Here is a 6,112-nt window from a genome sequence, read left to right as displayed (position 1 = left end):
CCAGTATTAAACCGGGAGCCTTTTTTAGTATACCAATTTCTACTTCACATAAGGCGGCTTATCCCAAGTAACCCCCTCACTCCCTGATAAAACAACGATCCATTATTTGGCCTTTGTGAAATTTGACGGGAGAGGAGTGGTCTAGATGAAAAATCCCCCAAAATCAGTAAACTCACTTTGTGAATTTAACCGCCTAAACTCCTAGACCATTGCGCCAATCGTGCCTGACACCAGTCCAAAAAATCCCGTTCTGAAATCGTTGGTGTTCCCGTCAATAACTTTTTGTGATGGGCTCCTCACCTAAAGCCGTCTCAATTAACCCAACCACTAAATAATCTGTCTGTTTCGTAACCCAATTTTGTGGTTTCGCCCCAAAGACTTTCGCCAAACTAAAAGCTTGATCCCGAGTCATGGTAGTTAGACGTCCGGTAAAAGCAATCTCACAATCTCTTAAATCAAGCATTTTAAATCATCAACTTTCTTGATTCTAATGTTGGTTTTGACTTGACGGGTTATGGTTTTCCATTCAGTTTAGAGGGAGTGACGTTTTGAGCGCAGAATTGTTCCCTGGAAACAGCTATTTGAAATAACTGAACCAGAGTACAATTCTACTACTAAAAGTTTCCCCTTAGTTCGTCGGTCGTTAACGCCCGTCGCTTGTCTGTACAATTGCGGTATTGCTACCACCACTCATTATAAACCTACGTTTTCGGTTTAACCTACTAAAAAACGCCCTAGTAGGCGTTGGCAATACGTATTTATTTTGTTCGATCGCCAACTAATCAGTGGCACCAAGCCGAAGCTTCGTTTTACCACCCGCGCCGTTAATGGTCGCGCTCACCATTCACCACCCAGCCGTACAGATGACCTTGTTGTGGTATAGCCAGACTTATTGAAGTCGCCCTGACAAACGTGTCCCCTTGGATTTAGACCCCAGCTTGTCCCCTAGGGCTTTAAAAATCGCACCGGCCATGGTATAATAATCATTAATCAAATGATTTTTGTGGCGCTCACCAATGGCTGTTGGTGGGTGTTTTTTATGTTCTATTTATCGATTTCATTTAGAATTATAGCTCAACCACAACAAAAGTCAATGGTTTTAAAAACTAGCACTACAGCACTACAACACTATAGAACAAAAGAACTACAGCACTACAGAATATAAGCACTACAGAACTATAGAACTATAGAACTACGGAACTAAAGAACTACAGCACTGTTTTTTCTTTTAGTAAATGCTTGCACATAGGGTTTAAAGCTATACGGTAGTGCTAGCACTACGGAACTAAAGAACTACAGCACTATAGCACTGTAGAACATAAGCACTACAGAACAACAGCATTATAGAACTAAAGGACTAACGCACTATAGCACTATATCGTGTTGATTCAAAAACGATATAGTGCTAATATAACAACAATCGTTAGGAGGCGTTATCATGACACAAACCATAACATTTGGAAATTTTAAAGGCGGAGTTGGAAAAACTAGTAATTCAACATTAGTAGCTCTAGACCTTAGCAATCGTGGTTACAAAACACTACTAGTTGATTTGGACCCCCAAGGAAACGCCACAAATCTACTCTTGAATACTAAAGTTAATATTGATGGAAAAGTTGGCCATTTTAAAAAATCTCTCATGGCTAGTATTGAAGATGGCGATTTAACTCAATCTTTAATACATATAAAAGAAAACTTCGATATCCTAGCTTCTGCACCTGACTTTGCTCTTTTCCCACGCTATATGGAAAAAATCAAAGACTATAATGAACGCGTCAAAGAATTCAGTAATCTTATCAAGCCTATTAAAGATAAATATGATTATGTCATCATAGATACGCCGCCTACTATCTCGTTAATCACCGATTCAGCATTGTATGCCAGCGATTATTGTGTAATTGTTATGCAAACTCATGAACATAGTTTTGAGGGAGCTCAAGCATTTATAGAGTATATCCAGGAACAAGTTATTGATACCTACAAGGCTCCCCGTTTGGAAATCGTTGGTATATTGGCTGTTCTATTGCAAGCCGGAGCTCCTGTAGATGAAGCAACTATTCAAAATGCTATTAATCAGTTTGGAACTGAAAACATTTTTAAACATAAAATTCACTCGATGCAGAGGATCAAGCGTTATGGAATAACTGGTATTACTTTCAATACTCAGTTTGATAGGCGTGTATTCAAAGTATACAAAGACGTAACTGACGAGATGCTAAAAAGAATGGAGGCAATTGAAAATGGCTAATAAATTGATTCGGTCTAACCGCAACCCAATTAAGCCAGATAAGCAGGCTGAAATTTCGGATTTTTCAAATTCAAATAAAGGAATTAAAACCCCACAAAATCAGGTTGCTTCGGTTACTTTTGACACAAACCTAAAAATCAACAACCACATTAGAAACAAATTGCAAGCAATGGCTGTATTAGGGTATAGTGACAATCAAAAGGCAGCTATTGAAGTAGCTTTATCTGTTTATATTGAATCTTTGACTTCAGACGAACGTAAAGAATTAGAATTTCAAATTGATTCTTTAGAAAAACGTGATGTACGCGTAAAAAGTAAATAATCACGCGCGCTCAGACAACACGTTCAGCTTTTAGACGTATACTTGTCCGTTTAAATGAAGCAGAATGTACAAAAAAGTCCTCTATTGGTAGATTGCAAATTTAATCGTAAATTGCAAGAACAAGTTAGCCAGTCGTTGAGGACAATCCCAGAACAGGCCGTTATCAAATAGAAGTTGTGGCGCTAGAGAGACTACTGGGCCATGCGGCGAACGCGCCGAGCTTCGGCCTCAAAGTTTTGCTGGGGTGTGCAGTAGCCCTGTTGTTTGCGAGGCAACTGATTCAAGCGGTCTTGCGTGGCCTGCACTTGACTAGGGCTAATGTCATCTAGGGACATGCCCTTAGGGAAGTTCTGGCGGATCATCCGGTTATGTGCCTCGTTGGTGCCACGGTCGCAGGACGTGTAAGGATGGGCGTAGAAGATCTCAGTTTCCGTCCCAGCAAAAGCAGTATTTAAGGCGGTGAACTCGGGTCCGTTGTCGGCTGTGATGGTCTTGATGCAAGCTCCCCATTCGCGCTTGATTCCACGCAATGCATAGCTCACAGAGTCTGCATCTCGTCCTTCGATCAAGCGGAGAAGTTGGCAACGGGTCTTGCGCTCAATCAGAGTCAAGATGACGCTCTCCTTGCCATTGCGTTTACCGACAATGGTATCCATCTCCCAGTGACCGAACTGCCTGCGTCGTTCAACGACCTTAGGCCGTTCCTCGATACTGCGGCCAGCCAGGCGCTTAGCCTTGGTGTGGTGCTGGTGAGAGGTCTTCCGCTTAGTCTTCTCCAACAGGTCGATATTTCGAATCTCTAGGCGTTGGTCGTCAATGTACTGGTACAAAGTCGAGGCACAAACAAGCTCTTCAGGAGTAAACAGCTTATGTCGCTTGGCATAGCCGATTGAAGCATCCGGCGACCATTTGTCCTGCTTAGCTCGCTGTACGTACCAGGCTAAGAAGACCTGTACGCTGGCGAACTTGTCAGGACGATGGCAGCTCAAGCGTGCAGTCTCGTAACGTGCCTGAGCAGCCTCTGGTAGGTATTGTCGATGGTAGACGCGCTTGCCATTACTCTTCTTGACCTGATCTACTGTACCTCGCTTGATTTCATTATTAATGGTCTGCGGGCAGACGCCAATTTCAGCAGCAATCCAACGATTGGACTTCCCAGCTTGGCGGAATCCGGCCACTTTTCCGCGCTCGAGTGATGTTAAGTGCTGACCTTTTTGGCGGTGTGTGCTATCCTGTTTCTGCATCAAGACAATATCCTCTTCCATTGTTTGTGTAGGAACTTCAATGATACAGGATATCTGTTCTTGATGTTTTTATTGTCCAAAAAGTTTTGAGACAGTGGCTAACTTGATTCTAAAATGCGCGAAGAATAAATACATTGATATAGGAGATTTTAATGAAAAGTATTTGGGAGATGGACGCACCAATAGGCTTGGTTTTTTCTTTGGGCCAGCTTTAATTATTGGAATTATGATGTTAATAAGTGGTTTTAACACCGTTTCAGCCATTATGGTCTTAGTGTTAGTTTTGTGTGGGCTTAAATACATGCACACTTCAATATTGGTAAGTATAGAATAATGAAATCCATTGTTAACAGTATTCATTTAAAAAAAGACAGTAAAATATTAGACGCTGGCTGTGGTCACGGTGCCTTTATGTTGCAATTTAACAGACAAGCAGCAAATATAAGCGAAATAATAGGAATTGATATCTGGAGTAATAAGGATCAGGGAAGCAATTCAATTGCAGCTACTCAAAAATAATGGAAAATAGTAATTTGGCTGACAAGGTAAAGTTGAAAACTGCTAATATCTTAAACATGCCATTCAACGATAATGAATTTGATCTGATTGTATCTAGTTTGGTACTGCATAATATTAAGCCATTTGAGAAACGGAAAGCAGCGCTTGTAAACATAGCAAGGGTTCAAAAACAAAAGGTCAGTTAGTAATCATGGATATAGGCTACGAAACTAGTAAATATGTGCGTATTCTTAAAAGACTTGGGATATCAAAACGTTAATATTGCAAATACTGGCTATAACGGTTGGTGGGGTACCCCGATGGTTCCAACTTTTGTAATAACAGCAACCAAATAAAAAGCTACTAACCAAAATCAATTTGATCTAACATACTTTCGGTACTTGCTTGGTCTAAGCCTAAATAAGCTAAAGTCATGGCTTCACTTGAATGATTTAATAAGTGCATGACCAAACCAATATTATAATTAGATTGTGTGTAGACGCGATAAGCCCCGGTTTTGCGCATTGTGTGGGTCCCTAGATAATTAATTCCTAACAGATCGCCAACCTTACTCATAATTTTGTAGAACTGTTTTTCCGTGATATGGCGCTCAGGGTGTTGAATGGAAGGAAAGAGCCACTCAGAGGCTAGTCTATGATCAAGTAGCCATTGACGGTACAATAAGAGCTCTGTTTGAACTGGTTTAAGATACAAGGTATTCGGTTTACCAGTTTTCGATCGTGAATGAACGCATTTTGTTTAATAGAACCGTCCGGATTAAAAATATCGGTTTGTTTTAAGCGCATGACATCACTCACTCGCAGTAGCGTAGCTTTGCCAACTTGAAAAACTGTATAGTTACGCCGGCCAGCTTTAAAGTTGTTGAGTAAGGTATCTTGCACCTCTTTGAGAACGTTTGAATCTTTGATGGGTAAGACAACTTGTTGCATAGTTTTAGCTCCTTAAAAAATTGATTTTTAGTACAAATTAAAGTACAATATTAAGTACAATGAAAGGGTGGTAAATATGACATTAGCACTAACACAGAGCGATTTTCGCGCTAACCTAAAAAAATATTTAGATCAAGTTAATGACGAAGATGAAACCGTTTATATTGCTCGTTCAAATAGTCGCGCAGTAGCCATTGTTTCACAAGAAAAAATGGACTGGCTAGAAAGAGCATTAAAAGCTAAAGAAGGTTCGTTAGAATATGCAATTGCACGTGATCAGTTAATTAAACGTCATGTTTTACCTGACGATGAAATTGTTGAATCAGATGATGATTATTGGGGCCAGTTTAAATAATGAAAAAACTAAGATTTAAACCACGTGCAACCTTTAATGCTGATCTAAAACGGTTAGCCAGTTTAGACAAATCTATTATTGATGAAGTTCGAGCAGCCATTGACCTGTTGCTTGAGCAGCAACAATTACCACCAGAATTTGAAGATCATGAGCTTAATCGGCGAATGAGCGGTTATAATGAATTTCATTTACGAGACACCCCGAAAAACAAAACACCAAGCGAAACTAACGATGTTCTGGTGGTTTATACGATTGATACAGATGAACTAGTCTTAATTGGCATTCGAGTCGGATCGCATGATCGTTTATTTCCTGGTCAAAATCGTTCCAAAAGGTATCGAAAAATGAGGAATAAAAGAAGTCATTTATACCATATAAAATAAATAACCCCTAATATCTACATTATAGATATTGGGGGTTATTCTTTCACGTTTTCGAGGGGTTATTTTATATTATAGACCCTATATATTCATAGCCCCTTTCTGTTTGGTGTTT

General features: G+C 40.0%; 8 protein-coding genes and 1 pseudogene. 6 read left to right on the top strand and 3 right to left on the bottom strand.

Annotated elements, in window-relative coordinates; genetic code table 11:
• Positions 1 to 271 precede the first annotated feature (271 nt).
• A complete protein-coding gene (locus JCM17471_RS12790) occupies positions 272 to 412 on the bottom strand; it encodes a BRCT domain-containing protein (RefSeq protein ID WP_263849514.1) in 141 nt (46 codons plus the stop codon).
• Between the two features lie 1,026 nt (positions 413 to 1,438).
• Between JCM17471_RS12790 and JCM17471_RS12785 the strand changes: the two genes are divergently transcribed.
• Complete coding sequence (locus JCM17471_RS12785; RefSeq protein WP_015474642.1) at positions 1,439 to 2,248, top strand: ParA family protein; 810 nt, start codon at positions 1,439 to 1,441, stop codon at positions 2,246 to 2,248.
• Positions 2,241 to 2,570 carry a DUF5388 domain-containing protein gene (locus tag JCM17471_RS12780; protein WP_041816175.1) on the top strand — a complete coding sequence of 110 codons (330 nt, stop codon included), beginning with the start codon at positions 2,241 to 2,243 and terminating at the stop codon, positions 2,568 to 2,570. The genes JCM17471_RS12785 and JCM17471_RS12780 overlap by 8 nt, the downstream gene beginning before the upstream one ends.
• 191 nt (positions 2,571 to 2,761) lie before the next feature.
• On the opposite strand, the gene JCM17471_RS12775 is transcribed toward JCM17471_RS12780, so the two are convergent.
• Positions 2,762 to 3,814 (bottom strand): IS30 family transposase, encoded by a 1,053-nt coding sequence (locus tag JCM17471_RS12775; RefSeq protein WP_054778139.1) that lies wholly within the window; start codon positions 3,812 to 3,814, stop codon positions 2,762 to 2,764.
• Between the two features lie 333 nt (positions 3,815 to 4,147).
• On the opposite strand from JCM17471_RS12775, the gene JCM17471_RS12765 reads away from it, so the two are divergent.
• Positions 4,148 to 4,333, top strand: a complete 186-nt coding sequence (locus JCM17471_RS12765) for a methyltransferase domain-containing protein (RefSeq protein WP_054778136.1) — start codon at positions 4,148 to 4,150, stop codon at positions 4,331 to 4,333.
• Positions 4,333 to 4,518, top strand: a complete 186-nt coding sequence (locus tag JCM17471_RS16690; RefSeq protein WP_054778135.1) for a class I SAM-dependent methyltransferase — start codon at positions 4,333 to 4,335, stop codon at positions 4,516 to 4,518. Before JCM17471_RS12765 ends, JCM17471_RS16690 begins: the two co-directional genes overlap by 1 nt.
• 157 nt (positions 4,519 to 4,675) lie before the next feature.
• Here the strand turns inward: JCM17471_RS16690 and JCM17471_RS12755 are convergent.
• A pseudogene (locus tag JCM17471_RS12755) lies at positions 4,676 to 5,262 on the bottom strand (site-specific integrase).
• A gap of 76 nt (positions 5,263 to 5,338) precedes the next feature.
• Between JCM17471_RS12755 and JCM17471_RS12750 the strand changes: the two are divergent.
• Both JCM17471_RS12750 and JCM17471_RS12745 read left to right on the top strand, forming a co-directional pair.
• Complete coding sequence (locus JCM17471_RS12750) at positions 5,339 to 5,617, top strand: type II toxin-antitoxin system Phd/YefM family antitoxin (protein WP_003586674.1); 279 nt, start codon at positions 5,339 to 5,341, stop codon at positions 5,615 to 5,617.
• A complete protein-coding gene (locus JCM17471_RS12745; protein ID WP_054778134.1) occupies positions 5,617 to 6,000 on the top strand; it encodes a type II toxin-antitoxin system YafQ family toxin in 384 nt (127 codons plus the stop codon). The genes JCM17471_RS12750 and JCM17471_RS12745 overlap by 1 nt, the downstream gene beginning before the upstream one ends.
• The last annotated feature ends 112 nt before the right edge of the window (positions 6,001 to 6,112 follow it).

Origin of the sequence: Lacticaseibacillus saniviri JCM 17471 = DSM 24301, from assembly GCF_001311785.1 — a bacterium.
Taxonomy (GTDB): Bacteria; Bacillota; Bacilli; order Lactobacillales; family Lactobacillaceae; genus Lacticaseibacillus; species Lacticaseibacillus saniviri.
This window is presented reverse-complemented; position numbering and strand designations above follow the sequence as displayed.